This is a genomic window from Streptomyces malaysiensis subsp. samsunensis, from assembly GCF_024519315.1.
GTDB lineage: Bacteria > Actinomycetota > Actinomycetes > Streptomycetales > Streptomycetaceae > Streptomyces > Streptomyces malaysiensis.
Window position 1 is genome coordinate 15,181 of sequence record NZ_JANIIC010000076.1, and the last position, 25,627, is coordinate 40,807.

General features: G+C 69.2%; 26 protein-coding genes and 2 pseudogenes. 18 read left to right on the forward strand and 10 right to left on the reverse strand.

The features are described from left to right. Positions 1-83: 83 nt before the first annotated feature. The 3 genes from NQU54_RS41545 to glgX form a co-directional block, all read right to left on the reverse strand. Positions 84-1,199 carry a lytic polysaccharide monooxygenase auxiliary activity family 9 protein gene (locus NQU54_RS41545; protein ID WP_257635521.1) on the reverse strand — a complete coding sequence of 372 codons (1,116 nt, stop codon included), beginning with the start codon at positions 1,197-1,199 and terminating at the stop codon, positions 84-86. 191 nt (positions 1,200-1,390) lie between these two features. Next, on the reverse strand, positions 1,391-4,186 hold the full coding sequence (gene treY, locus NQU54_RS41550; RefSeq protein ID WP_257635522.1) for a malto-oligosyltrehalose synthase: 2,796 nt from the start codon (positions 4,184-4,186) through the stop codon (positions 1,391-1,393). Between the two features lie 390 nt (positions 4,187-4,576). Continuing rightward, positions 4,577-6,724: a glycogen debranching protein GlgX gene (gene glgX / locus NQU54_RS41555; RefSeq protein WP_167503735.1), complete on the reverse strand. Its 2,148-nt coding sequence runs from the start codon at positions 6,722-6,724 to the stop codon at positions 4,577-4,579. Positions 6,725-6,965: 241 nt separating this feature from the next. Here glgX and NQU54_RS41560 point away from each other — a divergent pair, with 241 nt between their 5' ends. The 3 genes from NQU54_RS41560 (at position 6,966) to NQU54_RS41570 (ending at position 10,668) form a co-directional block, all read left to right on the forward strand. Next, entirely contained in the window at positions 6,966-7,769 is an 804-nt protein-coding gene (locus NQU54_RS41560; RefSeq protein WP_257635545.1) for a Tat pathway signal sequence domain protein, read from the forward strand. Positions 7,770-8,008: 239 nt separating this feature from the next. Continuing rightward, the gene (locus NQU54_RS41565; protein ID WP_257635523.1) at positions 8,009-9,337 is read left to right on the forward strand and encodes a copper amine oxidase; all 1,329 of its coding nucleotides are present in this window, start codon (positions 8,009-8,011) and stop codon (positions 9,335-9,337) included. Between the two features lie 89 nt (positions 9,338-9,426). Beyond that, positions 9,427-10,668 (forward strand): DUF5919 domain-containing protein, encoded by a 1,242-nt coding sequence (locus NQU54_RS41570; protein ID WP_257635524.1) that lies wholly within the window; start codon positions 9,427-9,429, stop codon positions 10,666-10,668. 82 nt (positions 10,669-10,750) lie between these two features. Here the strand turns inward: NQU54_RS41570 and NQU54_RS41575 are convergent, their stop codons facing one another. From NQU54_RS41575 to NQU54_RS41585, 3 genes are read right to left on the reverse strand one after another with little or no spacing between them, the layout of a single operon-like run. Further along, entirely contained in the window at positions 10,751-11,602 is an 852-nt protein-coding gene (locus tag NQU54_RS41575; protein WP_257635525.1) for a helix-turn-helix domain-containing protein, read from the reverse strand. Between the two features lie 20 nt (positions 11,603-11,622). After that, the gene (locus NQU54_RS41580; RefSeq protein ID WP_257635526.1) at positions 11,623-12,144 is read right to left on the reverse strand and encodes a DUF6879 family protein; all 522 of its coding nucleotides are present in this window, start codon (positions 12,142-12,144) and stop codon (positions 11,623-11,625) included. Then, positions 12,113-12,358 carry a hypothetical protein gene (locus tag NQU54_RS41585; RefSeq protein ID WP_257635527.1) on the reverse strand — a complete coding sequence of 82 codons (246 nt, stop codon included), beginning with the start codon at positions 12,356-12,358 and terminating at the stop codon, positions 12,113-12,115. The genes NQU54_RS41580 and NQU54_RS41585 overlap by 32 nt, the downstream gene beginning before the upstream one ends. Before the next feature lie 230 nt (positions 12,359-12,588). Here NQU54_RS41585 and NQU54_RS41590 point away from each other — a divergent pair, with 230 nt between their 5' ends. From NQU54_RS41590 to NQU54_RS41600, 3 genes are read left to right on the forward strand one after another with little or no spacing between them, the layout of a single operon-like run. Continuing rightward, on the forward strand, positions 12,589-13,194 hold the full coding sequence (locus NQU54_RS41590; RefSeq protein ID WP_257635528.1) for a hypothetical protein: 606 nt from the start codon (positions 12,589-12,591) through the stop codon (positions 13,192-13,194). Next, entirely contained in the window at positions 13,191-13,382 is a 192-nt protein-coding gene (locus NQU54_RS41595) for a hypothetical protein (RefSeq protein ID WP_257635529.1), read from the forward strand. The genes NQU54_RS41590 and NQU54_RS41595 overlap by 4 nt, the downstream gene beginning before the upstream one ends. Next, positions 13,379-13,522, forward strand: a complete 144-nt coding sequence (locus NQU54_RS41600) for a hypothetical protein (RefSeq protein ID WP_257635530.1) — start codon at positions 13,379-13,381, stop codon at positions 13,520-13,522. The genes NQU54_RS41595 and NQU54_RS41600 overlap by 4 nt, the downstream gene beginning before the upstream one ends. A gap of 233 nt (positions 13,523-13,755) precedes the next feature. Here the strand turns inward: NQU54_RS41600 and NQU54_RS41605 are convergent, their stop codons facing one another. After that, entirely contained in the window at positions 13,756-14,247 is a 492-nt protein-coding gene (locus tag NQU54_RS41605) for a hypothetical protein (protein WP_257635531.1), read from the reverse strand. Between the two features lie 158 nt (positions 14,248-14,405). Continuing rightward, a pseudogene (locus NQU54_RS41610) lies at positions 14,406-14,801 on the reverse strand (Scr1 family TA system antitoxin-like transcriptional regulator); the annotation flags it as partial. Between the two features lie 145 nt (positions 14,802-14,946). Between NQU54_RS41610 and NQU54_RS41615 the strand changes: the two are divergent. Both NQU54_RS41615 and NQU54_RS41620 read left to right on the forward strand, forming a co-directional pair. Next, positions 14,947-15,393 carry a hypothetical protein gene (locus NQU54_RS41615; RefSeq protein ID WP_257635532.1) on the forward strand — a complete coding sequence of 149 codons (447 nt, stop codon included), beginning with the start codon at positions 14,947-14,949 and terminating at the stop codon, positions 15,391-15,393. A 52-nt stretch (positions 15,394-15,445) separates the two neighbouring features. Next, on the forward strand, positions 15,446-16,285 hold the full coding sequence (locus NQU54_RS41620) for a transposase family protein (RefSeq protein WP_257635533.1): 840 nt from the start codon (positions 15,446-15,448) through the stop codon (positions 16,283-16,285). Between the two features lie 393 nt (positions 16,286-16,678). Here the strand turns inward: NQU54_RS41620 and NQU54_RS41625 are convergent, their stop codons facing one another. Further along, on the reverse strand, positions 16,679-17,854 hold the full coding sequence (locus tag NQU54_RS41625) for an acyl-CoA dehydrogenase family protein (RefSeq protein WP_257635534.1): 1,176 nt from the start codon (positions 17,852-17,854) through the stop codon (positions 16,679-16,681). A 545-nt stretch (positions 17,855-18,399) separates the two neighbouring features. On the opposite strand from NQU54_RS41625, the gene NQU54_RS41630 reads away from it, so the two are divergent. After that, positions 18,400-18,789 carry a transposase family protein gene (locus NQU54_RS41630; RefSeq protein WP_257635535.1) on the forward strand — a complete coding sequence of 130 codons (390 nt, stop codon included), beginning with the start codon at positions 18,400-18,402 and terminating at the stop codon, positions 18,787-18,789. 99 nt (positions 18,790-18,888) lie between these two features. Here the strand turns inward: NQU54_RS41630 and NQU54_RS41635 are convergent. After that, positions 18,889-19,176 (reverse strand): annotated as a pseudogene (locus NQU54_RS41635) (Scr1 family TA system antitoxin-like transcriptional regulator); the annotation flags it as partial. 130 nt (positions 19,177-19,306) lie between these two features. Here NQU54_RS41635 and NQU54_RS41640 point away from each other — a divergent pair. The 9 genes from NQU54_RS41640 to NQU54_RS41680 all read left to right on the forward strand — a co-directional run bounded on the left by NQU54_RS41640 (position 19,307) and on the right by NQU54_RS41680 (position 25,413). Next, the gene (locus tag NQU54_RS41640) at positions 19,307-19,567 is read left to right on the forward strand and encodes a hypothetical protein (protein ID WP_257635536.1); all 261 of its coding nucleotides are present in this window, start codon (positions 19,307-19,309) and stop codon (positions 19,565-19,567) included. Further along, positions 19,551-20,048: a DUF6879 family protein gene (locus NQU54_RS41645; protein WP_257635537.1), complete on the forward strand. Its 498-nt coding sequence runs from the start codon at positions 19,551-19,553 to the stop codon at positions 20,046-20,048. The genes NQU54_RS41640 and NQU54_RS41645 overlap by 17 nt, the downstream gene beginning before the upstream one ends. Before the next feature lie 11 nt (positions 20,049-20,059). Continuing rightward, positions 20,060-20,911, forward strand: coding sequence for a helix-turn-helix domain-containing protein (locus NQU54_RS41650; RefSeq protein WP_257635538.1), 852 nt, complete (start codon positions 20,060-20,062; stop codon positions 20,909-20,911). A gap of 124 nt (positions 20,912-21,035) precedes the next feature. After that, the gene (locus NQU54_RS41655; RefSeq protein ID WP_257635539.1) at positions 21,036-21,641 is read left to right on the forward strand and encodes a hypothetical protein; all 606 of its coding nucleotides are present in this window, start codon (positions 21,036-21,038) and stop codon (positions 21,639-21,641) included. A gap of 594 nt (positions 21,642-22,235) precedes the next feature. Next, complete coding sequence (locus tag NQU54_RS41660; protein WP_257635540.1) at positions 22,236-22,364, forward strand: hypothetical protein; 129 nt, start codon at positions 22,236-22,238, stop codon at positions 22,362-22,364. A 158-nt stretch (positions 22,365-22,522) separates the two neighbouring features. Then, on the forward strand, positions 22,523-22,942 hold the full coding sequence (locus tag NQU54_RS41665) for a hypothetical protein (RefSeq protein WP_257635541.1): 420 nt from the start codon (positions 22,523-22,525) through the stop codon (positions 22,940-22,942). Positions 22,943-23,137: 195 nt separating this feature from the next. After that, positions 23,138-24,388: a helix-turn-helix domain-containing protein gene (locus NQU54_RS41670; RefSeq protein WP_257635546.1), complete on the forward strand. Its 1,251-nt coding sequence runs from the start codon at positions 23,138-23,140 to the stop codon at positions 24,386-24,388. 183 nt (positions 24,389-24,571) lie between these two features. Beyond that, the gene (locus NQU54_RS41675; protein ID WP_257635542.1) at positions 24,572-24,988 is read left to right on the forward strand and encodes a hypothetical protein; all 417 of its coding nucleotides are present in this window, start codon (positions 24,572-24,574) and stop codon (positions 24,986-24,988) included. Beyond that, a complete protein-coding gene (locus NQU54_RS41680) occupies positions 24,985-25,413 on the forward strand; it encodes an ATP-binding protein (protein ID WP_257635543.1) in 429 nt (142 codons plus the stop codon). Before NQU54_RS41675 ends, NQU54_RS41680 begins: the two co-directional genes overlap by 4 nt. Positions 25,414-25,627 lie beyond the last annotated feature (214 nt).

The following is a 25,627-nucleotide window of genomic DNA, read 5'->3' on the forward strand; positions in this document are numbered from 1 at the left end:
GCAGACCGGCGCGGGATGAGGTGCACCTGACAGATCAGTGAGCGGGTCGGAGCACCTGCGTGGACCGGTGTGTGAAAGGCAGACTAGTGCACCATGCAGATCGGCGCGGCCGCGGTGTCCGGAGAGCCGCCGCCGGCCGCATAGCCGAAGGTCGTGGACGCCCCGGTGGCCAGTGAACCGTTCCAGTCGGCATTGGTGACCGACGCCGATGAACCGGTGGCGGTCAGCTTGCCGTTCCAGACGCTGTCGATGCGCTGCCCGGACGGCACCGTCCAGTCGACCATCCACGAGGAGATGGGCGTGGCACCGGAGTTGGTGACCGTCACCTCGGCCTGGTAGCCGCCGTTCCAGGTGCTGGTCACCTTCTGGGTGGCGGAGCAGGCGGCCGTCGGGGGGTTGCCCGGCGGGTCCGTGGGGTTGCCGCCACCGCCGCCGCTGGTGGCGCCCGGGACCGTCACCTCACCGTTGCCGCCGTCGAAGACCACGTCGGAGCAGCTGTAGAAGGTCTCCTGGCTGTCCGAGCGCGTCCACACGGTGTAGATGATGTGGCGCCCGCTCTTGCCGGAGGGCAGATTGGCCGTCCAGGTGTACTTGCCGTCGACCGTGCCGACCTGGCCGGACAGCGGCGGGTCCGTCACCGTGTTGAACGGCTGGTCCTCCAGGTCGTTCCAGGTGAGCGGCTTGGTCGGGTCGATCGGGGCCTTGGTGACGTAGCTGCGGAACGACCCCGGGTGCGCGGCCCAGGCGTTGTACGAGAACTGCATCGACTTCCCGGCCGTCAGATGGGTCACCGGCCAGTCGTTGCTGCCCAGGTCGAAACCGGAGAAGTCATAGACGGTGGCCGCGCCGCTGCACAGCTTGCCGTCCGGGATGAACCCCTTGGTGCGGCCCCCGCCGTCCGAGCGGAGCACCGCGAACCAGTTGTAGAAGGGCGTCGCCCCGCTCTTGTCGAACGCGGCCTTGCACGCCGGGTTGGTCGGCTTGACCTCACCGGTCGAGGACATGCTGTATTTCCAGCAGAGGTAGGTGCGGCTGCCCGGCGCCATCGGGGCGCCGTGTGCCGAAGCGTTGCCTCCGGAGAAGAAGACAAGGCCCAGGGCGGGCAGCACCGAGAGCAGGACCAGCAGTACGGACCGGCGCGCGCTGAAGCGGCCCGGTGGGCGTGTGGACATGGCGATGGTCAGTGATCGTCGAGGCATTGCGCGTGCTTTCCCTTCGACGTGAACGGGTCAGGAACCGTCGGTGTGGGAGCGCTCCCAATTTCTTGGTGAACGTAGCGCGCCCCCGCGCACCTGTAAATGCTTCAGGACGTGAAGACGGCGGACTTTCTGGTGGGCCGTCAGGCAGGGAGGCGGACGGGCCGTTCAGCTGGGTCCTGTGGACCCACCCGTCAGATCCGGACCAGCAGCGCCACCGGAAGCCGGGACAGCAACTCCTCCAGCGGCACGGCCCCCTCGGCCGTCCGCCCGGTCAGCAGATCCCGCCAGCGGCCCGGTGGCAGCGGCAGCCGGGTGGTGCCCCAGCCGCCCGCCTCCGCCAGCCGCCGCGACAGCCGGGTGACGACGGCGACCGCCCCGCGCTCGCCCACGGCGGTCCCGGGGCCGTCCACGCTTGTGCGGACGGAGGCGCCCGTCTGCTCGGAGGCCCCTGTCTGTACGGGGGTTTCCGTCCGTTCGGAAGTCCCCGTCCGTACGAAGGCCGTACAGTGCGCCGCCGTCGGCCCCTCGGCGGTCAGCGGCGCATAGCCGCTTCCCGGGCCGAACCATCCCGGGTGCTCCCGGCGCAGCCGCAGCGCGGCCCTGGTCAGCAGCAGCTTCTCGGCGGAGAGGCTGTGAGCCTCGGGCTTGCGACCGAGCTCGGGCGGTCGGCGGTTGTCCGGGTCGACCAGGGCCGGGTAGATGTGTTCGGTGCCCATGTAGAGGTCGGGGACGCCCGGCATGGTGAGCTGGAGCAGAGCGGCGCCGAGCGCGTTGGCCCGCGCCGGTCCGTCGAGTTCGGCGCCGATCGCGGTCCACACCGACGGGTCGGCCGCGCACGGCCCGGCCTCCAGGAAGGCGGTCACCTCGGCCTCATACGCGGCGTTCCGCTCCGTCCACGTCGTCCGCAGCCCCGCCTCGCGCACCGCCTTGAGCACGGCCGGGACCAGCCGTTCGGCGTCCCCGTGGCCCAGTGCCAGCGCGGTCTGCCAGGCCGTCCAGGCCAGATGGGGATCGGGGGCGGGAGCCGAGCGGGTCAGCTCCGCCACCGTCCGCCCCCACCAGGCCGGGCATTCGGTGAGCGCCGCGAGCCGGGCCCGCGCGTCCGCGCTGCGCTTGGTGTCATGCGTGGACAGCACCGTGCCGGTGGCGGGCCAGTCCCGTGAGCGCCGGGCGGCGAACGCGTGGAACTCCTCGGGGGACACGGCCGGCCGCCCCGGATCGCCGCCCACCTCGGCGGCCGACAGCAGCGGGGCGTAGCGGTAGAAGGCGGTGTCCTCGACCGACTTGGCGCGCAGCGCGGCCGCCGTCTGGGCGAAGCGGGCGCAGAAGTCGCGGTGGTCCGGACCGTCCCCGAGCCCGCCCAGCGCCGCGTCCCGCACGACATGCACCACCTGGGCCTCCTGCTCCACCGTGAACGCCTCCCGGGCGTCCGCCGCCGCCGAACGCAGCATCATCGCGTCGGCGCCGGTCGCGGACGGCCCGCCCAGGGAGGCGTGAGGCCCGCCCACGGAGGTGGACGGACGGTAGATCGAGGCGAACGGCCTGCCCACCGAGGCGTACGGACGGTAGACCGGCAGCCGCACCAGCAGCTCGCGGATCGCCGTACGCAGCGCCCAGGGCGCGTGGTCGCGCAGCCGGGGGTCGGCCGCGCAGATCCGGGAGGCGGTGCGGGTCAGACGTGCCACCTCGGCGGCCAGTTCATGCGTGACCACCTCATGGGCGGCGCGGCGGACCGTCGCGGCCCAGTCGCCGCCGAGGTCGGCCGGGGGAGCGGCGAAGGCGCGGTAGAGGGCGGTCAGTTTCTTTAGACCGTCCGGATCGACGAAGAGCCCGTCGATGTGGTGCAGCGCGTCATAGCCGGTGGTCCCGGCGACCGGCCAGGTGTCGGGGAGCCGCTCGTCCCGAGCGAGGATCTTCTCGACCACCGTCCACCGCCCGCCGCCGCCTTCCGGCGTGATCCGTTGCCCGCCGCCTTCGGGGGCGGTCCACCGACCGTTGCCGCCTTCCGACGCGGCCCCATGGTCGTCCCCGTCTTGCGGCGCGATCTCCCGGCCGCCGTTGGCTTCTGGCGCGGTCCCTCCGCCACCGCCTTCCGGCGTGATCCGTTGCCCGCCGCCTTCGGGGGCGGTCCACCGACCGTTGCCGCCTTCCGACGCGGCCCCATGGTCGTCCCCACCTGCCCCCGCCTGCCCCGTCGCCGCCCGTACCGCCCGGTCCAGCCGCCGCAGATACCCCTCCGGGTCGGCGAGGCCGTCCGGGTGGTCGATCCGCAGCCCGTCCACGACCCCGTCCCGCATCAGCCTCAGCAGCGTGGCGTGGGTGGCGTCGAAGACCTCCGGATCCTCCACCCGCACCGCGATCAGCTCGGAGATGGTGAAGAAGCGCCGGTAGTTGAGTTCGGTGCGGGCCAGCCGCCACCAGCAGAGCCGGTACCACTGGGCGTCCAGCAGCCCGGCGAGCGGCAGCCCCTCGGTGCCGGGCCGCAGCGGGAAGGCATGGTCGTAGTAGCGCAGCGTGCCGTCCTCGACCCGCAGCCGCTCCCACTCCTCGCCCAGCGGACCGCCGAGCACCGGCAGCAGCACCTTGCCGCCCTGCGCCTGCCAGTCGATGTCGAACCACCGCGCGTACGGCGACTCCGGGCCCTCCCGCAGCACCTCCCACAGCGGGGCGTTGAGCCGTTCGGGGGCGGGGGCGGCCATATGGTTCGGCACGATGTCGACGATCAGCCCGAGGCCGTGCGCCCGCGCCGTACGGGCGAGGGAGCGCAGCCCCTGCTCACCGCCCAGTTCGGCCCGGACGGCGCGGTGGTCCACCACGTCATAGCCGTGGGTGGAGCCGGGCACCGCCTCCAGTACGGGGGACAGATGCAGATGGGAGACGCCGAGCGAGGCCAGATACGGCACCGCTCGCTCCGCCGCCGCGAAGGGGAAGGCGGGCTGGAGCTGGAGGCGGTAGGTGGCGGTGGGCGTGCCGGGGTCAGCCGTCATATGAACGTACGTACCCACCCGGCGCGCCCCACCAGAGCCTCACCCACCCGAACGGATGGCGACGCGCGCGTGTTGTCCGGCGGATCGGGCCGCCTGCGGCGGGCTGTTCCCCGCCCCTTCCCGACACCTGACGATATGCGGCTCCGCCGCGTGGGGGCTCTGCCCCGGACCCCGGCCGCCTCGCAGACGGCGCAGACGGCGCAGACGGCGCGAACGCCGCAGGCGGGGCGGTCGGCGCGGTCGGCGCCCTGGCCGGTGAGCTGATCGCGGCGACGGTCGGCTCACCGGCCCCGGGTTCCAGGGGGCGGAACCCCTGCCACGCGTAACCCCCGCCACGCGGCAGTTACGACGGAGCCGCAGGAGAAGCAACCGGTACTCCCAGCGGAGCGCTCAGGCCGGTCGCTGCAACACCATCAGGCTGCGGTCCACCAGGGTCAGCCGGTCGCCCGCCGCGACTTTCGCGCCGCTACCCGGCGGCACGCCCTCCTCCGGGACCGCCGTGTCCACGATGACCTGCCACTGCTTGCCGTGGTCGATGGGCACGACGAAGTCCAGCGGTTCGTGGTGCGCGTTGAACAGCAGCAGAAACGAGTCATCGCTGATCCGCTCACCGCGCACCCCCGGTTCGGAGATCGCGCTGCCGTTGAGGAAGACCGCGAGGGACTTGGCGTGCGCCGCCTGCCAGTCGCGCGGGATCATCTCCTCTCCCTCATGGGTGAACCAGGCGATGTCCGACAGCTCGTCATGGGTGCCCTCCACCGGTCGCCCGTGGAAGAAGCGGCGGCGCCGGAAGACCGGATGGTCGCGGCGCAGCCACACCAGGGAGCGGGTGAAGCGCAGCAGCTCCAGCGCCGAGCGGTCCTCCCGCTCGCCGTCCTGCCCCTTGGCGTGGTCCGGCCAGCGCACCCAGGACACCTCGCTGTCCTGGCAGTACGCGTTGTTGTTGCCGCCCTGGGTGCGCCCGAACTCATCGCCGTGGCTGAGCATCGGCACGCCCTGGGAGAGCATCAGGGTCGCGATGAAGTTGCGCATCTGGCGCTCGCGCAGCGCCCGTACCGCCGGATCGTCGGTCTCGCCCTCGACCCCGCAGTTCCAGGACCGGTTGTAGCTCTCGCCGTCCTGGTTGGACTCGCCGTTGGCCTCGTTGTGCTTCTCGTCGTAGCTCACCAGGTCGCGCAGGGTGAAACCGTCGTGGCAGGTGACGAAGTTGACCGAGGCCAGCGGGCGGCGGCCGTCGCCCTGGTAGAGGTCGGATGAGCCGGTCAGCCGGGAGGCGAATTCGGCCAGCGTCCTCGGCTCCCCGCGCCACAGATCCCGCACGGTGTCCCGGAACTTGCCGTTCCATTCGGTCCACAGGGGCGGGAAGTTGCCGACCTGGTAGCCGCCCTCGCCGACGTCCCAGGGCTCGGCGATCAGCTTCACCTGGCTCACCACCGGATCCTGCTGGACCAGGTCGAAGAACGAGGACAGCCGGTCCACCTCGTGGAACTGCCGGGCCAGCGTCGCCGCCAGATCGAAGCGGAAGCCGTCCACATGCATCTCGGTCACCCAGTAGCGCAGCGAGTCCATGATCAGCTGGAGCACGTGCGGGGAGCGCATCAGCAGGGAGTTCCCGGTGCCGGTGGTGTCCATGTAGTACCGGCGGTCCTCGGTCAGCCGGTAGTACGAGGCGTTGTCCAGGCCCCGGAAGGAGAGCGTGGGGCCCAGGTGGTTGCCCTCGGCCGTGTGGTTGTAGACCACATCCAGGATGACCTCGATACCCGCCTGGTGCAGCGCCCGGACGGCCGATTTGAACTCCAGCACCTGCTGGCCCCGGTCGCCCCAGGAGGCGTAGGCGTTGTGCGGGGCGAAGAAGCCGATGGTGTTGTAGCCCCAGTAGTTGGCCAGCCCCGCGTCGGCCAGCCGGTGGTCGTGGACGAACTGGTGGACGGGCATCAGCTCCAGCGTGGTGACGCCCAGCTCCGTCAGATGTTCGATGATCGCCGGGTGGGCGAGCGCCGCGTACGTCCCGCGCAGCTCCTCCGGCAGCCGGGGATGGCGCATGGTCAGCCCCTTGACATGCGCCTCGTAGATGACCGTGCGGTGGTAGTCGGTGCGCGGCGGGCGGTCGTCGCCCCAGTCGAAGTACGGATTGACCACGACCGACGCCATGGTGTGCGGGGCGGAGTCGAGGTCATTGCGCTTGTCGGGGCGCCCGAAGTGGTAGCCGTAGACCTCTTCGCCCCAGTTGATCCGCCCGCTGATCGCCTTGGCGTAGGGATCCAGCAACAGCTTGGCGGAATTGCAGCGGTGGCCGAGCTCCGGTTCGTACGGGCCATGGGCCCGGAAGCCGTAGCGCTGCCCCGGCATGACCCCCGGCAGATAGGCGTGGCGTACGAACGCGTCGGACTCCCGCAGCTCGACCGCCGTCTCCGAGCCGTCGTCGTGCAGGAGGCACAGCTCGATGCGGACGGCGGCCTCGGAGAACACCGCGAAGTTGGTTCCGGCGCCGTCGTAGGTGGCGCCAAGGGGGTAAGCCTGTCCCGGCCAGACCTGCATACGTCGACTCTTCCACTTCTTCTCCGGGGGCCGCGAGCACCCCGGGCACCGGACGGAACTGACCGACCCTGCATCCTTTCCCAACTGACCGGAGCCATCCGCTCTTTCGATAGAACTTCCTCAAAAGGGAGGCAACCTACGGCCATATCGGTTCGTCCTACCGGGTGACCCGAGGCATACGCGTATCCCGCTATGCGATCCGATATGACGACAGGGGGGAATGGGGGAGGATGTGCGCAAGATGATGCACCACCGCCACCTGGGCAAGGTGGTGGCGGGCGCGGCCGTGGCGGCCACCGCGACGGCGGTCTTGATCGGGGTGACGCTCCCGGGGAGCGCGTCCGGCGAGGAGAGCTCGGGCGGGGGACCCCAGAGCTCATCGGCGGAGCAGGGCCAGGCGGCGGCCCGGCAGCTGCCCGGTGTGGTGGAGGACGCGCCCGAGCAGGGCCGGACCGGCACCGGCCGCGATCCGCTGACCGACGATGAGATCAAGCGCGCCCAGACGCTCGCGGCCGGCCGCGACTTCCGCGCGAGCAGTGAGGACGTCAAGGGCGCCAAGGGCCCCGAGCGGCTCTCCACCGACCTCGCGGAGCTGGGCCCCGACGAGGTGGGGGCCGCCGAGGCGCCGCGCCGCGCCGAGGTGACGTACTACGACTACAAGGACGACACCTACGTCACCAAGACGGTCGACCTCGGCAGCGGCAAGGTCACCGGCACCGACACCCAGCACGGGGTGCAGCCGCCGCCCGGCCATGACGAGGTGATGGAGGCCGCGCGGCTGCTGATGGCCGACAAGCTGGGCGAGGGGCTGAAGAAGGACTTCAAGGACGCCACCGGCAAGGCGCTGACCCGTCCGGACCAGCTGACCGTCACCGGCTTCGTCTACCGCGCGGGCGAGGGCAGCAACCCCGGTCCGGCCTCGGTCGGGGACTGCGGTGAGCACCGCTGCGTACGGCTGTTCACCCGGGTGGTCAACGGCCCCTGGATCGACACCCGCCAGATGGTGATCGACCTCAGCGCCCACAAGATCGCCAAACTGAGCTAAGGCTCCCCTTTTTTCGGGGCTCGGTTCGCCTCCGGGGCGCCTTGGTCTCCCCCAGCTACCGCTGGGAGGTGCCCCCTGTCGACGGTCGACGTGCTCGGTCGCTCGTTCCTCGCTCCCTGCGCGCGACTCCCTTTCGACAGCGACGCGCCCCTTCGGCTCGCCCCCAGCTACCGCTGGGAGGTACCCCCGGCCGGAAGACCCAAGCTCCCCCCTCGACGCTTCACTACAGGAGTCTCCCCATGCCTGAGAACAGGCTCCGCCGCGCCCGTGCCCGGGCCGCGGCGGCCATCGGCGCCTCGGCGCTGCTCGGCACCGTGGCGATCGCCGCCGGGCCGGTCGGCAGCGCCCAGGCGGCCCCGCGGACCCCGGCCGCGGCGGATTGCAGCGCCCCGTACAGAATCGAGCAGAAGCTGGACGGCGGCACCACCTGGCGGATGTGCTGGCACTACGAGAGCAAGGCCGGCCTCGTGCTCGACGACGTCTCGTACCAGCCCAAGGGCGAAAGCGCCCCGATCAAGGTGCTGACCTCGGCCAAGCTGGGCCAGATCCATGTGCCGTACGACGACGGCAGCAATGAGTACGACGACCTCACCGGGCAGAACTTCGCCCAGGGGCTTCAGCAGCTGGACCCGGCCGAATGCCCCGGCGGCACCATCAAGACCGTGCGGGTGCCCGGCGCCTGGGACCCCGAGCATCCGAATGTGAAGGGGCTGTGCGCCACCACCCGGGCCCACGGCCACGCCTACCGCATGGGCGAGGGGGGCTTCGGCGGCTCGGACAACAAGGTCTACCAGTTGCAGGGCAAGGACCTGCTGCTCTACACCGTCAACCAGGTCGGCTGGTACGAGTACATCACCGAGTGGCGGTTCTCCGGAGACGGCACCATGACCATGCAGGTCGGCGCCACCGGCACGCTCTCCCCGATGGACTACGACGCGGGCGACGGGCGCGGCTGGCCGATCGGCAAGGGCGCCAAGGACTACGCCACCAGCCACGCCCACAACGTCTTCTGGCGGCTGAACTTCGGGCTCGACGGCTCGCCCAGGAGCAAGGTCGAGCAGTACGACTCCAAGACCACCGCGACCGCGGGGCGGATCCCCAAGACCAAGACCACCCGCACCCAGGTCACCAAGGAGCTGGCGGGCGACGCGGCGGCGGCGCGGTGGTGGCGCGTGGTCAGCACGGCGGGCAAGAACAAGGACGGCCATCCGCGCAGCTACGAGATCGTCCCCGGCCACACCACCAAGTACCAGGGACGTAGTTTCACTAAGCGCGACGTCTATTTCACCGAGTACAACAAGTGCGAGCAGTTCGCCAGCAACAACCTGCGGAACTGCGGCGCGGGGGCCGGGAAGAGCGTCGACAAGTGGGTCAATGGCCAGACCCTCAAGCACCCGATCGTGTGGGTCAATATCGGGTTCCACCACATCGCCCGGGATGAGGACCAGGAGCCCATGCCGGTGCACTGGCAGGGCTTCCAGCTGTCCCCGCGCGACGTCACCGCTATGAATCCCCTCACGCCTCCTGCACTGTCCGGACACAACGGCCATACAGAAGAGGCAGGTTGATTCGATAGGCAGGACCTGAGTGTCGCACCGCCCCCGCCAGCGCAGTAGTCTGCGGTGATCGTTGAACGGGGGCGGAAGGCGGTGCACAGGTGAGCTCGGGCGGGCTGGAGCTGCCCCCTGGGGACGGTGGTCCCGGGGGTGACGGCTCCACCGACGCACCTCCCGGCGCGGTGTCCCTGGTGCGGCCGATGGAGATCGGAGCGGAACTGGACTGGGGCGCCGACGCCTGGAGCGAGGTGCGCACACGCGCACGCCGGGCCGGGAGGGCCTATATCTGGCTCAATCTCGTGGAACAGCGGCTGCGCGCGGTCGTCAGCGCCGTGCTGCGGCCCATCTATGAACCCGTCCACGGCGAGGACTGGGTCATCGCCGCCGCCGGACCCGCCGGACAGGAGTGGGTGCAGCGGGCGGTCGCGGTACGGGAGGTGAGCCGCCGCAAGGGCTATCTGCTCGACCCGGCCGACGACAACGTCATCAGCTTTCTGACCCTCCCGCAGCTGCGGGAACTCCTCGTCCAGCACTGGCCGTGCTTCGAGCCGTACCTCGACGACCGCCGCGAGGTGGAGCTGGTCCTGGACGAGCTGGAGGTCGCCCGCAATGTGGTCTCCCGCAACCGCGCCCTGTCCGAGACGGTCCTCGCCCAGGCCGAGCGCGCCTCCGCCCGGCTGCTGGAGATCCTCGGCAGCGGCACCGGCTCCCCCTCCGCCGACCGGCTGCCCATCGACGCCGTCGAGGACCTCGTCGGCGACCGCTACGCCGATGTCGTGGGCGTCCATCCCGACCGGGTGCGGCTACAGCGCCAGCTGCCCGCCGAGGACCTCTTCGGCAACGCCCGCCGCCTCGACGCCGTCGGCATCGGGCTGAACCTCCTGGTCCAGAACTACTCCGGCCGCCGGCTGGTCCGGCTGGCGGAATCCGGCTGCCGGGCCCGGCTGCTCTTCCTCAACCCCGCGAGCAGCGCGGTGCGGCGCCGGGAGCGCGAACTGGGCCTGAAGAAGGGCGAGATGAGCCGCTCGGTGGAGATGAACATCCTCCATATGCGGCGGGTGCGCGCCCGGCTGCGGGACCCCGACGCCTTCGAGATCCACGTCTTCGACGAAACCCCCCGTTTCACCGCCTACCTGGTCAACGGGGACGGCGCGGACGGCCTCGCGGTCGTCCAGCCGTATCTGCGCAAGGCCCGGGGCATGGAGGCCCCGGTCCTGGTGCTGCGCGGCGGCGGGCGGGGCAGCGAGGTCGTCCGGGAGGGCGGACCCGAGGAGGGCGGCCTCTTCGGCACCTACCGCGAGGAGTTCGAGAGCGTCTGGGCGGACTCCCGGCCGGTGTCCTGAGGCGTCGGCGGGACCCGGTACGGCCGCCCCGCAAGAAGTCGCCGCGCTGGAGCGTGCTAGGGGGCTTTTGTCGTGCCCGGGGTCAGTGCAGGGCCTCGATGGCCTTCAGGATCAACGCCCGCGCTTCGGCCCCGTACACCGCATGTCGGTGCAACTCTCCGAACGCCTTGAGGTACTGCACCACCTCATCAGGCGCCGTGATCTTCACGGAAGCCGACAGCGGCTCGTGGTCCACGCGTTCGTCGTCAAAGACCGTGAAGGACTCAATGGACCACATGGTCCGCTCCACGGAGGCCGGGATGATCCCCAGCGACACCGAGGGCAGGTCCATCGCTGAGAGCAGCGATCCGAGTTGCCCGGCCATGACGCCCGCGTCTCCGAGCCGGTATCGCAGCACCGTCTCTTCCAGGAGGATGGCGAAGGTGCGCCCGGGCTGCCGGATGATGGAAGAACGGTCCATGCGGGCAGTGACAGCGTCGGCCACATCGTCGGGTAGGCCACGGAACGTGGCGATGGCGCGGAGGAGCGCGGTGGCGTAGCCGGGGGTCTGGAGGAAGCCGGGAACCACGTTGGAGCAGTACACCTTGAAGTGCTTGGTGCGCTCGAACAATGGCAGGTTTGCCTTCTGGAGCTGCTTGAGCCCTGTGCGCTGGAGCCGCTTCCACTGGACGTACATGGAATCGGCCTCTCGATTGGCCGCGACCAGGGCGGGCGCCTGCTCCTCGGCCTCGCAGGCACGGCACCAGGCCCGGAGGTCGTCGTCGGAGGGCGCGGTGCGGGCGTTTTCGATTCGAGAGGATTTCGCCTCGCTCCACCCGCACCGGACTGCCAACTCTCGCTTGGTGATCCCCGCGTCCAATCGGATTTCGCTGAGCCGCGCAGCGAGCGCTTCACGCGCGGCCTGCACTCTGGATGATGGGGAACTTGGCGGCATGCTGTTCTGTCGTACTCGTACTAACGGATCTCGTACTGGTCGTGCGGTACAGCCCGCTCCCAGATGCTCTCAAAGGCATCTGCGTTGCGCTCGACGAGTGCCCTGTCGTCGAAGAACTCCTCACCGAGCCAGTCGCCATTCCCTGAAAAGTTGTGGACTCGGATCACCTGATTGTCGAAGATCCAGAAGTCGCAGCCGGGCATCAGGAGGTCGGCGGTTCGGCGGCGGGGCAGCCACCGCACCTGCTCGCCCGCTTCCATGTTGGCGCGAGTCTGGTAGTGCTCCCAGCGGATGTAGTCGCTGACCGGCTCCGAGACGACCCGGGCACGGCGTACCGCCACGCCGCGGGCTACGGCGTCCGAGATGTCCTGGTGGAACGGACGCCACCAGGAGGCGCGGTCGTCCCAGTTGACACGGTCGCCTTCCTGCCATGCCTCGAAGCGCGGATTGCTGTAGTACGTGTCCCGCATCTCCAGGTGAACGGCAGACCGCTTGGCATTGCCCAACTGCTCATCGAACGACGTCGGGATGCTCGATGGCATCACATGCCTCCCTCAGAATGTGCACCATGCGTGCGGGGATCCGCACGACCGCCTCGTAGTCGGGCAGCGGCCCGGTGGACCGCACCTCACCCTCCAGCTCCTCGCAAGCCTTCCAGCCCTGGAAGACGAGCTCCTTCTTCTCCTCGTCCACCCACACGCGGGGACAGTTCTTCTCGTCGGTGTCCGGATCAATGCCGATGAACCGTAGCGCCATGATGCCCTCCAACGCTCTCTTGTTTACACGGACTTGCACCACCGTGGGCCCTTCGAGTGAGGCCGTCAAGGGCGCGAAGAGGCATCGGACCTCATGAGAAAACTCAGGTGCAAGCTGCTGCAAGTTTGTGGCGTCTGCAAGGCCCGGGTTCCTAGCGTCGGCGGGTACGTAAAGACCCCGGCGAGGTGCTGGTCTCCCGGGGCGCGGCCAACGTCACCAGGAGCGTCAGCATGGCCACTTCTACCGCCCAAGCCTTCCCGTGGGCGCCGCCGAACGCCATGGACGTCGAGGCGTTACCGGTGGGCGAATGGTGGGATGCCATCTCCGCGCCCACGTCTGTCGCGGACCGAGCCTTGGAACTGCTCGGCGACCGGTCCGGAGCCGTCATCCAGGACGACACCTACGGCAAGACGTACTGGCTCATCGGCATTGACACCGCCCGTAGCTGGTGCATGCGGCAAGTCCGCGTCCTTACTGCACTCGCCGACGAGGGCACTCTCCTGGGTGTACCGCCCGTTTCCTGGGGGCCCGAGCACCGGACGCACTGGCGGATCCCGCTCGGCCCGGACCGGTATCTGACCGATACCAACCGCCTTGCCCGTGCCCTGCGCCGCGCCGTTGACGAGGTCCTCGGTCCGGCACCGGACGGCCGACAGCTGTGCTACCGCTGCCAGCTCCCCACGGATGAACCGGTCCTCGTCGCGATCGAGCACAGCGGCAGCGTCGCCAGAACGACCGTCTACGCCTGCCCCGCCCACGCCCGGGACTACTCGCGCGACACGGTGGCTCAGGCCGCCGCGAGGCGCCGCGCCCGCGAGTTCGGAAGGTCCCGATGACGGCCCCCGAGCAGACCGCCGAGGAGGCCAAGGGCCCGTCCACCGGCCAGGCATGGCGTACGGCCATCGGGCACGCCGCGGGCTGCCTGGTCTGCTGGACGCCCGGCGTCGAGTGCGAGACCGGGAGGCAACTGCTCAGCGCCTACGAGGAGGTCATACGGGAGGCCCGCGCGGAGGAGATCGCGTGAAGCACCGATGTGCGGCCACCGGCGAGCGGGCGGCGCTCTTCGCCTTCCGCGCGGCCGGGCGGGGCCTGTTGCTCGCCGCGGTCCCCGCGCTGCTGGTGCTCGTGGTCCGGCTCTGTCTCGTGAGTACCCCGGCCCCGTAAGCCGGGTGGGTCGTTGGTGTTCTGGGCTCCCGTCCCGGACGTGTCGACGCCAGCGGCCCATCCCTTCCAGACACCCTGCGGTCGGTGCAGCCGAAGTGTGGCCGCCGGCCGCAGGGCAGGCACTCCGGCCCCGACTTGGGGGTCGTGGGCCGGAGTCCCATTCACACCAGCGGTCAACCGACGAATTACCTGACCTGGAGCTTCGCCGATGGTCGGGTGTGCGGATCCGGCGCTTAGTCGGCCTCTCGCCCGCCAGAAGTAACTCGCCGTCTGCGGTAGCCACGAAAGCCCCGGCGCAGCGCAAGGGCGCACCATATGAACGCTGCCGTCAGTGCGGCTGCGGCCGAGGCAGCCAGCACCGGTGGCTCCGGCCGAAAGCCCAGGGAAAGCCGGGTGCCCATGAAGGTGAGTATGACTACGAGCGTATCCGGGCCGTGGAGCGGAACCCTGGCGGCGACAGCCCGCAGCGCGGCTGCCGCCGTCAGACCGGTCGCGGTCCAGGCCAGCAGATACGGCCGCACCTGCCCCGGAGCGGCGAGCGGCATCCCGAACTCATCGGGGCCGGAACGGAACGACGCGCCGGCCCAGCCCAGGCCCACCCCGAGGATGGTGACGCCCGCTGCCCACAAGGCATGGCGCCATAGCGGACCAGGCCGCAGGGACGCTTCGTCGCCGTCAGAGCTCGCGCAGTTGTCAACGCCGGAGAGGCCGGGCGATTCAGTCACGGCCAGAAGGACGCGGCCCGGAAGCCGCAGGTTCCCGCCCGAATCGCCGACCGATGCTTTCGCGCCGGCCGAAAAGCACCGCCGAGGGGTCCTTGCCGGATGCGCTGCCTTCTCAAGGCTGACGGGGCCGGTCTACGGGGCCTCTGTCACGCCCGGAGTCAGTGCAGGGTCTCGACAGCCTTCACGACCAACGCCCGCGCCTCGGCCCCGTACACGGCCATGCTGCGCAAGCGCTGGAATGCTTTCAGGTACAGGTCGATCTCGGAGGGCTGTGTCACGTTCACCTCGGCGGAGACCAGTTCGACTGACACGAACTTGTCGTCGTACACACTGAACGTCTCCTCCGGCCAGTGCCCCCGCTCTCGCGTCGCCATCGGGATGATGCCGAGCGACACTGTCGGTAGCGTGCCCGCACTGAGCAAATGGCCGAGTTGGCCATCCATCGCGTCCGTGTGAGCCATCTGGCAGTACAGGACGGATTCCTCTATGAGCGGTGTGCATCGTGAAGTCGCAGGTCGCGGGTCTGGTGTGAATGGCGAGTGGGGTACTCGTGCCGGTCGGCGGCCGATGACCCTGGCGTAGATCATCGGGCGGGTCCGGCTCCGGCGGGATGCCGGGTTCGGCTGCGCCCACGGCCGGCCCCCGCCTACGATCCGTCAGCAGGTCGGCACGCCGTGAGAACGCGGGAGGGTGCGGGGGATGCAGGAACGGCAGTGGATCACCGATCGGCGGAGCGAGCTGGACACCCTCGCCGAGCAGCTGACCAAGCAGCTTCAGGAGGTCCAGGCCGAGCGCGATGAACTGGCGATCGCGGAGCGGGTGTTGAACCGCCTGGCCGAGCAGGCCCTCGCCGACGCCGCGACTGTCGCTCCGGCATCGGCGAAGGTGGCCGGGCGGGCAGTCCTGCTCATCCCGCACCGCGGCGACGCTGCCGACGAGGGCGCGCTGCCGGGCGACTACCGCAAGATCCTGGCGATCGTGCGGGAGGCCGACGGTCCGGTGCAGGTCAGGGCGGTCGGCGAGCGGCTGGGCCTGGATGCCTCGGTGCGCGGCAAGCTGGAACCTCTGCGGGCCAAGATGACCAAGCTCGCCGACCGCGGCTGGTTGCACAAGCGGGGCGACGGGCGGTTCACGGCACGTCCGTAGTCGCGCGGGGCGCGCCAGTAACTGACGGTCCCCCGAAGGCAGTTGAGTTTGTGTGAAGAAAAACAACAGTTCCGTCGAGGGCCCTGACGGTCTTGTCTACACCGCCCGCCTGCCGCTGTCGAGTGCCACCCTGAACTGGCTCGCCGACCTGATACGCGGCCGCCTCAAGAAGATCGGTTCGCGGTGGCGTGCCCTGCCCGCGGGGAACATCGCCACCATCGTGCTGGCAGTGCTGCGCTGTGACCAGCGGCCCGGCGACCTGGCCGGCGGCAACGGAGTGCACCGCACCACCGTGACCCGATGGGTGAGGGAGGTCGTCGGCCTGCTCGCCGCCCGCGCCCCACGCCTGGACCGGGCCCTGAAGAAGATCGCCCGAATGGGCGGCGGCATCGTACTGCTGGACGGATCGGTGATCCGCACCCGGCGCAGAACCGGGAAGGAGAACCGGAAGAACTACTCCGGCAAGAACAAATGCCACGGCCTGCTTGTGATCGCCCTCACCGACGACCGGGGCCGACTGCTGTGGATCTCGGCGGCCCGCCCCGGGCGCACCTCGGAGATCACCGCCTGTCGGCACGACCAGCTCACCGCCAAGCTACGGGCGGCCGGACTCGGGGCCATCGCCGACCTGGGCTTCGTCGGCCTCGACGACAGTGATCCCGGCGCCGACCCGGCGGTGATCACCGGCTACAAGGCCGCACGCAACCGGCCCCTGACCCGAGGGCAGAAACTGTCCAAGACGGCACTGGCAGCCGTCCGGGGACCCGTCGAGCACGGCTTCGCCCACCTCAAGAACTGGCGCGTCCTCGGCAAGGTCCGCACCGACCCGAAGTGGGCGACCGCCCTGGTCCGGGCCCTGCTGGTCCTCACGAACCGCGAAGTCGCCCGATGACCGACGATCTTCACCAAAGTCACCTGCCAGCGACCAGCACGAGCATCCCGACGCCCACACCCCCGTGACCAGCAACTTCAACTTGCACACCGCTCAGTGGCCGAAGCGGCCTGAGAGCGGCGGAGTACGAGACGTTCAGCCCGGTGGCATCGGCAAGATCCGCCAGCAACCGTGCCCCGGCATGGCCGACCACCCCCGAACCGTCAGCGGAGATTCGGAGCTTGGGACGAGAACCGATACCCTGCACGCAGAAAATGCCTTCCGCCTGGACCGACAGAACCCCTCGACAAGGTTCATCGTCCCAGCTCAGAAGGCACTTTCCTGATTCCGCCCCGCATCCGGCCTCACCCCGATCGAAACGGCGAGGTCAGACGGCTGCGCGCTGTCGTACGCTCAGCCCACCTGCACCGGTCCGCCCGCCCCGGTCACCAGCAGGCCGTAGTTCTCAGTGGTGAGGTAGGTCGACAACTGGGCGTGCCGGGCACCGACGTTGAGGTCCCGCCAGAAGCGTTGCAGCGGGTTGTCAAGGGCGAATGCACTGGAGCCGTGCAAGTCCAGCAGCAGGTCGACGGCGCGCAGGAACTGCTGCAGGATGGAAACCACCTCCATCCGTAGGCTCGATCGCTGCACGGCGGTGACGTCGTCGCCGGGCCACTGCTCGACGATGCGGCCCGCCAGGCTGATCAGCCGGTCGTAACCACTGGTCACCATGTGCTCGGCCTCGGCGAACACGTGTCGGGCCGACGCTGATTCGGCGAGACTGTTGTACTGCGTCATGGGCGGCTTGCGCGTTTTTACAACGGCTTTCACCACGTCCAGCGCACCGAGCGCCGCTCCGGCCAGAGGCGCTGTGACCGAGACCGCCTGCAAGACGACCTCCAGTGGCCTGCCCATGAGGAAATCGGGCCCGCCATCGGGACCGAGGGGGAACTCGAAGAAGCGCTCCGCAGGAACGAAAACGCCGTCGGCGACAACAGTGTGACTGCCCGTGCCCTGCAACCCGGCCACTCGCCAGGTCCGCTCAATGGCCAGCTCGGACATCGGCACGAGCGCACCCCCCACATGAGGCACACCGTCGTCTCCCACGGACGCCACCGCCATGAACGCCCAGTGGGCATCCTCGGCTCCCGAAGCGTAGGCCCATCGCCCGGTGACCTTGACCCCTCCGGGAACCGTGACAGCCTGGCCGGGTGTCGAGCCGGCACACCACCGCACATCGGGATGGGAGTAGACCTCGGCAAGGACCTTCTCGGGGAACCCCCTGGAGAAATGGGCCTTCGTTCCCGTCGAGATCGACACCACCCACGCCGAGGACGGACAAGCGCGCCCCAACTCGGACAGCACCCGCACCAGGGTGACCAGATCCACGTCCGCACCGCCGAACTCGACCGGAGTGCCCAGCTCGAACAGGCCGGCCTCACGCAACGCCTCGAGGCTCTCCGGGGCAAGGCGTCCCTGCTGGTCGGTGGCGTCCGCGTGCGCGGCCAGCACCGGCACGGCCGCACGTGCCTTCGCGACCAACGCTTCGGTCGTCTCCCGCATGTTTCCAGCCGCCTCTGTCATGGTCATGTAATGTTCCTTTTTCCCAAGAATGGCTTGCCGCGCCAAGCGGCATCCCTGTGCCGATAAGCGGTGCCTTGTGCCGGCCGCGCAGACGCACCTCCCGAACGTCGCTGCGCCAGCCAGAGGATGACGTCGACCCCCGAGATAGAACGGTCGGCCTCGAAGCAATCTAGCAACATCGTGAGAACGGTGATCAAGGCGGTCCCGCTGGGTATGCGACCTGGCCGTGCAATGCCGAGAACCAGCGGCTACGGACACGCTGCGTCACCACCCGTCGAGCCCGCGGACACCTCCGCACCCAATGCCGCGTAGTTAGGCGGATTCCGCCCTGGTCAAGGGCATGGAGCTGGGTCTGCGACGGTGTACTGCGCGCGTCCCGTCGTGCGGATGATGCCCGCGCTTGCCCATTGAGTGGCGTGCATTGTGAATTCGCAGGTCACGGGTCTGGTGTGAGTGACGGCTCGGGTACTCGTGCCGGTCGGCGGCTGATGACTATGCCGTAGATCATCGGGCAGGTCCGGCATCGGCGGCTGCCGGGTTCGGCTGCGCCCGTGGCCGACCCCCGCCTACGATCCGTCAGCAGATCGGCACGCCACGAGACCTCGGAGATCACCACCTGCCGACACGACCAGCTCACGCACAAGTTGCGGACGGCCGGGCTCGGGGCCATCGCCGACCTGGGGTTCGTCGGACTCGACGACACAGATCCCGACGCCGACCCCGCGGTGATCACCGGCTACAAGGCCGCCCGGAACCGACCTCTGACGCGAGGCCAGAAGCTCTCCAACAAAGTACTCGCGGCCGTCCGGGCTCCGGTCGAGCACGGCTTCGCCCACCTCAAGAACTGGCGCGTGCTCGGCAAGGTCCGCACCGACCCGAAATGGGCGACCACCCTGGTCAGGGCCCTGCTGGTCCTCACAAACCGCGAAGTCTCCCGGTGACCGATGATCTTCGCCGTAGTCACCCGCCCACGACCAGCCCGAGCACCCCGAACCCCGCGCACACCAGACACTTGACCTGCGGCTTCACGATGCACACCGCTCTATGAGGATCATGAACCGGTGGCCCCGCTCGTGGATGACGCGGGAGCGCTCGACCCGGGCCCGTGCCGCTTCGAGAATGTCATCGACGGGGAGTTCCCGGAAACTGGCGGACGTGCGTAGTACGGCGGCCGCGTAGCCCTCGGTCTGCAACAGGCCGGGGACCAGGGTGGACGAGTAGACCCGCAACAGCTCGGTGTTCCGGTAGATCTGCACCATGCTGTCTTGCAGCTGCTTCATGCCGCCGCAGAGCCGCTCGCTCCACTCGGTATGCGTGGTCATCGACATTCCCCTCCCAGTCGGCGTCGGAAGCCTTCAGCTTCTGGCCACTCAGGGTCATACACCCTTGACCCATCGTTGGCATCACAACGAAGGTGGCCATGCACCAAGGTGCAACGCCTTCGCGGAGGAGATCGCCATGCGTCTACAGTTCCTGGGCATCATCCCAAACACTCCGAACACGGACTCACCGACCATCTGGCTCGATGAGGAGACCGGTGACCTGCTGATCCAGTCCTACAAGGCCACAGAGGAAGAAGTGAAGGCGTGCCAGGAGGTCGGTTCGATCCCCGGGCACTCCACGGACGTCCCGGATCACGAGACGATCATCAGGCTCCCTAAGGTGATGCGGAAGTTCCTGCCCCGCGACGACGAGGACGACCGTGGCCAGCTTTCCTGAACGCCTGCGCACCACCCAACGGACGGCGTTCCACCTGGAGATGCGCGACAGCTACACCCCGGATGACCCGACCTATCTGAGCTGGAAGCGCGGCGAACAGCTCGACGTAATGGAGGTCTACCGGCCGTGGGTCGACATGGTGCGCGAGGTCGTAGCGCGCGGCGTCGTCGTGCGCCGGGCCCGCATCGTGTCCGAGCCGGTCACCGACTACATCCGGTTTGAGCATGCGGTGACCTCCATGAACATCGCCGCAGGCGAGGAGGTGCGCTGGCTGCCGCGCCGCCACGCCTCGAACATCGCGCTGCCCGGCAATGACTTCTGGGTCCTCGACGACACGCTGGTGCGCTTCGGGCACTTCTCCGGCGACGGGGAAATCCTCAGCGAGGAATGGACAGAGGATCCCGCGGTCGCGCGCCTGTGCGTTTCAGCGTTCGACACCGTGTGGGAGCGAGCCATCCCGCACGAGGACTACAAGATCTGACCAAGCAGAACATGCCCGCGTCACCGTCATCCAGCGCCGAGGCCGCGCGGAAGGCCCTCGCTGCCCGCTTACGAGACCTGCGCCTGGACGCTGAGTTGACGGTGCGCGAGCTCGCCGACCGCGCCGACTGGAGCCACTCCAAGGTGTCCCGGATCGAGAACGTCCGAACGGCTCCGTCCCCCGAGGACATCCGCGCATGGGCGCGCGCGTGCAGGGCGGACGGCCAGGCCGAGGACCTCGTCGCCGCACTGCGCACCGTGGAAGGCATGTGGATCGAGTGGCGCCGTATGGAGCGCAGGGGCCTACGCAAGGCGCAGGAATCCGTGCGGCCGCTGTACGAGCGCACGCGCGCGTTCCGTGCCTATGACTCGTGGCTGGTGCCGGGCCTGTTGCAGACCATGGGCTACACCACAGCGATCCTGCACGCCACCCGGAAGCGCCGTGGACTGGTCGATGACGTCGATGCCGCCGTAGCTGAGCGCATGGACCGCCAGCACGTGCTGTACGAGGGCCGCCACACGTTCGCTTTCCTCCTCGAGGAGGCCGTCCTGCGAGCAGGGATCGGCGGCCGGGAGGTGATGCGCGAGCAGCTGCGACACCTGCTGACGGTCGGGTTCCTGCCCAACGTGAGCCTCGGCATCGTGCCGATGCAACCCTCGCGCGAGGCAATGCGCCCCGTGGAAGGCTTCTGGATCTTCGACAATGCACAAGTGGCCGTCGAGCTGGTCTCCGGCTACCTGACAATCAGCCAGCCACAGGAAATCGAGATGTACGCCCAGGTGTTCCGCGAACTGGGTGATCTCGCCGTGTACGGGGAGAAGGCCCGAACTCTCATCCACGAGGCCATCACAGTCCTGGGGTGAATCGCGTGCACCAACGTGCACCAAGCTAGAACCTTGAGTCGCCCTCTCCGTACGGTCCGTAACAGGACCCGGCGAGGCGGTGGAGCCTCGCGGGGCGTCGGCCTACGCCTCAAGGAGCGTCAGCATGGCCACTTCTACCGCCCAAGCCTTCCCGTGGGCGCCGCCGAACGCCATGGACGTCGAGGCGTTACCGGTGGGCGAATGGTGGGATGCCGTCTCCGCGCCCACGTCTGTCGCGGACCGAGCCTTGGAGCTGCTCGGCGACCGGTCCGGAGCCGTCATCCAGGACGACACCTACGGCAAGACGTACTGGCTCATCGGCGTCGACACCGCCCGTAGCTGGTGCATGCGCCAGGTCCGCGTCCTTACCGCACTCGCCGACGAGGGCACTCTCCTGGGCGTACCGCCCGTTTCCTGGGGGCCCGAGCACCGGACGCACTGGCGGATCCCGCTCGGCCCGGACCGGTACCTGACCGATACCCATCACCTTGCCCGCGCCCTGCGCCCCGCCGTCAACGAGGTCCTCGGCCCGGCACCGGACGGCCGACAGCTCTGCTACCGCTGCCAGCTCCCCACGGATGAGCCGGTCCTCGTCGCGATCCAGCACAGCGGCAGTGTCGCCAGAACGACCGTCTACGCCTGCCCTACCCACGCCCGGGACTACTCGCGCGACACGGTGGCTCAGGCCGCCGCGAGGCGCCGCGCCCTTGAGTTCGGCAGGTTCCGATGACGGCCCCCGAGCAGGCCGCCGAGGAGGCCAAGGGCTCGTTCACCGGCCAGGCATGGCGTATGGCCATCGGGCACGCCGCGGGCTGCCTGGCCTGCTGGACGCCCGGCGTCGAGTGCGAGACCGGGAGGCAACTGCTCAGCGCCTACGAGGCGGCCATACGGACGGCCCGAGCTGAGGAGATCGCAGGAAGTACCGATGTGCGGCCACCGGCGAGCGGGCGGTGCTCTTCGCCTTCCGCGCGGCCGGGCGGGGCCTGTTGCTCGCCGCGGTCCCCGCGCTGCTGGTGCTCGTGGTCTGGCTCTGTCTCGTGAGCCCCCCGGCCCCGTAAGCCGGGTGGGCCGTTGGTGTTCTGGGCCCCGTCCCGGATGTGCCGACGCCAGTGGCCCACCCCTTCCAGACCCCCTGCGGTCGGTGCAGCCTAAGCGTGGCCGCCGGCCGCAGGGCAGGCACTCCGGCCCCGACTTGGGGGTCGTGGGCCGGAGTCCCATTCAGGACGGCTCGCCCCTGCCTCCCGCTTGCAGGCCAGTGGCTGGGGACGAGCACCGCGCCATCGCGCGGGGACGCCCCTGCGCGCGTGAACTCACCGGAGGCCCGATGCGATTACAGCACGTCGTCGTCCGCCAGGACCCGGACGACGGCGACACCATGCCGGACACCGACACCCCATCCCCGAGCGGTCGGACACCCGGTGATTCCGACGACGGCCGCCAGTACGCGAAGTAGTCGGCGCCCGACGTCAAAGCGGCGGCCCTCCTCGGCTGGATCCCATCCGGCCGGGGCGGGCCGCTTCCACTACGCAGGAGGTACCTGGGATGACCGCTCCGCCCCCGCCCATGCCGGCTCACTGGCACTGTTACCGGTGGACGGGAGAGCGCCGCACCTTGGATGACGAGTCCGCCCGGCGGCCGCCACACATGGTCGTGCGGGATATTTCGGCCCAGGAGTGGAAGCAGATCGCGGCGGCCAGCCCCGCCTTCATGGCGAGCGAGGTACCGCCGCTGGAGGTACCGCACTGGCTGCTCCGCCCAGCCAAAATGATCAAGGCAACATTCGAGGCCCCGGACAGAGCCTCTGCCTGGTACAAACGCCAGGTCAGCGAGGTGAGCCCGTCATTCGCTGCCCACCATGACAAAGTTTCGTCCCGGCAGGCCGAGTGGTTCGCGAACGTGGACGGTCGGCTCCGGTGGGGTGGCGATGTCGTCGGCGGCTGGTATCTGAGGGGGACTGGATTCGCGTCGGTCCAGGTGGTCGCGTGCAGCCCGAACCGCATTCGCCCGACGATCCCGTGCCCGGTGCACTGACGCGTTCCTGCGGCTGGTCTGGCCGTGCGTTCAGTTCGCTGATGCTGCTACTCGGAAGCAGGTCGTCAGCTTGGCTCGCCCGATCCACCGCGTCGGGCGGACGCATTCACCATGCCTGGGAGTTAACCGCCTCACACGACAACGGCCCTGCCCCATACTCTGGCAGTGACGAGCTGGACAGAGAGGGGCAAGGCCATGTCATCTGATGCTACCCCGGACCCACTGGACCACCCGCTGGTCTTCGGCCAGCGCATGCAAGTCCTCCGGACACGCCGAGGCATGAGCCGAACTGTCCTCGCCGGTCTCCTCGACAAGTCCCCGAGTTGGGTGAAGCAGATCGAGAACGGCACCCTCCACACTCCCGGCCTTCCCATGATCTTGCGCATCGCCGAGGTGCTACGCGTCCGCGACCTCGCCGAACTCACCGGCGATCAGAGCCTGCCCATCGACCTCTTCATCGGGCCTGGCCACGCCAAGTTGCCGGCCGTACGAGCCGCGATCGATGCTTTCCCGCTCGCCGCTGATCGCGAGGCGCCGTCGCCCGCGTACCTGGGCGCACGCCTTGAAAGTGCCTGGGTTGCCCGCCACTCCGCGCCCAACCACCGCGAAGTGATCGGTGGTCTCCTGCCGGTTCTCCTGAGGGAGGCGCAACTCGCTGTACGCCAGGCCGACCGTGCTCCCGAACGGCGAGCAGCCCAAGCGGTCCTCGCCGAGGTGTACAGCCTCAGCCAGTTCTTTATCGCCTACCAGCCTGACTCCGCCCTCCTCTGGCGCGTGGCGGAACGCGGCATGGTCGCAGCTCAGGAGAGCGAGGATCCACACGCCATCGGCGTAGCCGCCTGGCTCGCCGCCCAGGCCCACCGTGATAGCGGACCTGCTCATTTCGAGGCAGCCGACGCTGTCACGCTGGAGACGCTGCGCTACCTCACACCGCTGCTGCCGGACGCGACGGACGATGTCCGCGCCATCGCGGGTGCGTTGCAGTTCGAGGCCGGATACACCGCTGCTTGCCGTGGCGATACCGGTACCGCGTGGGGTTACTGGGACACTGCCGGCAAGGTGGCCGAGCGGCTGCCTGCCGACTACTACCACCCCGTGACCTCGTTCTCCCGGGCCATCATGGGCGCGCACGCGGTAACGGTCGCCGTGGAGCTGCGGGCGGGTGGGGAGTCCGTGCGGCAGGCCGCGAAGGCGGACTCGAAGACAATCCGTTCGCGGCCGCGGCGAGCCCGGCACCGGATCGAGGAGGCGCGCGGCTACCAGCTGGACGGGCAGTCGGAGACCGCGCTGGCGGCGCTGGACAAGGCGTTTGAGGCCGCGCCGGAGACCATCCGGTACAACGGCTACGCACGGCGCATCATCTTGGAGGAGGCAGAGTCGAGGTCTCCTGCGCATCGGCGTCGTGCTGCCGAGCTGGCGGTGAAGATCGGCATGTTGGCTGCCTGAACGGGGGTTCGAGGGGCAGAATCTCTGCCCCTTCTCCGCCTCCGGTGCTCTTACGGTCGGTCATCACCTGATCACTGCTGATGCCCGGGGGCCAATGTGCCATCGAATCTCGAACCTCTACCGTGGACACCGCCACCCGCCGTGGACGTTGAGGCGTTACTCGTCGGTGAATGGTGGGACGCGGTGTCCACCTCGGTCTCCATTGGAGACCGCGCCCTTCAACTGCTCGGCAACGCATCCGGCGCCGTCATCCAGGACGACACCCACGGCAAGCTGTACTGGCTTATCAGGGTCGATACGGCCCGTAGCTGGTGCCTCCGCCACGTCCGCGTCCTCACCGCACTCGCGGACGAGATCGTCCTCCTCGGCGTACCCCCTACCACCTGGACCGATGGTCATGACCCGTACTGGCGCGTGTCCCTCGGCCCCGGCCGGTTCCTGACCGACACGCAGCGACTGCACGAGGCCCTGGCTCAGGCGACGATCGAGATCTGCAACTCGGCACCGCAGGGTTCCTCTTTCGTTTCCCGGGACGAGGGCCATCTCCCCTTCAACTCGGTGGAGCCGAAGGCCCATCTTGAGCTGGGCGGAGTGTCGTGACCGCCACCGCCAGGCCCTCCGCCGTCGGGGTGCCGGCCTACTCGCAAGTCCTCCTGCGTGAGCCGGGGGCCGCCGCGCTCGCCCGGCAGATGGTGCGGACGGTGCTGGACACCTGGCACCTGCCGCATCTCGCCGACGAGGCGGCACAAGTCACATCTGAGCTGGTCACCAACGTCGTGGACCACGCACGCGGCGGCAGCATGCGCCTCAGCCTGACCCGCGTCAGCGAATACCGCGTGCGTCTCGCGGTCACCGACAAGAGCCGCAACGAACCGGTGCGCAAGACCCCCTCTCCCGGTGAGGAGCGCGGTCGCGGCCTGGCCATCGTCGACGCTTACTCCGCTGCTTGGGGCGTTGACCTGCTGCCGTGGGGAAAGCGGGTCTGGTGCGAGCTGGAGGCTGGCGCGGGGGAGGACCAGCGGTGACTGGTCTGACTCCTCCCTGTTGGCCCTGGTCAAGCCTGCTGCCGACCACACCTTGGCAAGGTCGTCCTGGGGGCCGGCCGTCGCCACGTCTTCGCCCCGGCTCACACGGTTTCGTCGGGCGGACACCACCCACGCACCGTCTGAGGAAGGAAGTTCCATGAGCCGGGTCGCGCTCGCCACCCTCCTGCCTGAGCAGCCGATCGAGTTGAGGCGT